Annotated in this window: 1 protein-coding gene; it reads left to right on the top strand. The window is 55.7% G+C overall.

The window, feature by feature from the left end; all coding sequences use genetic code 11:
- Nucleotides 1-485, top strand: a 485-nt coding sequence (locus tag HGT70_RS16455; RefSeq protein ID WP_214196577.1) for an Ig-like domain-containing protein, incomplete at both ends; no start/stop codon positions are given.

Below are 485 nucleotides of genomic sequence, written 5' to 3'. Positions count from 1 at the left end.
ACTATTGGTAATACGACGGTAGGCTCAGATGGTTCATTCACTGCGACCTTAAGCCCTGCACAGACAAATGGCCAAACCTTAAGTGTGATTTCTACTGATACCGCGGGGAATGCTTCAACCCCAGTAACTGTGGTAGCTAAAGATACGACCGCACCTGCCGCGCCGACTGATGTTGTTGTCAGCGATGACGGTGTAACGGTCACCGGTAAGGCGGAAGCGGGCTCCACGGTTGCTATCAAGGATGCCAGCGGCACAACTCTCGGTAGTGCAACGGTAGGCGCAGACGGTTCATTCACTGCGACCTTAAGCCCGGCACAAACTAATGGTCAGACGCTAAGCGTTACGGCAGCGGATGTCGCGGGTAACCCGTCTTCAGTCGCCACGACTACAGCACCAGATACGACAGCGCCTGCCGCGCCGACTGTTGTTCAAGTGAGTGGTGATGGTGAGACGGTAACCGGAAAGGCAGAAGCGGGCTCCACAGT

The sequence above is a fragment of the Rosenbergiella collisarenosi genome, from assembly GCF_018494085.1.
GTDB lineage: Bacteria > Pseudomonadota > Gammaproteobacteria > Enterobacterales > Enterobacteriaceae > Rosenbergiella > Rosenbergiella collisarenosi.
Note: the sequence above shows the minus strand (reverse complement) of the source record. Positions and strands in the feature narration are given on the sequence as shown.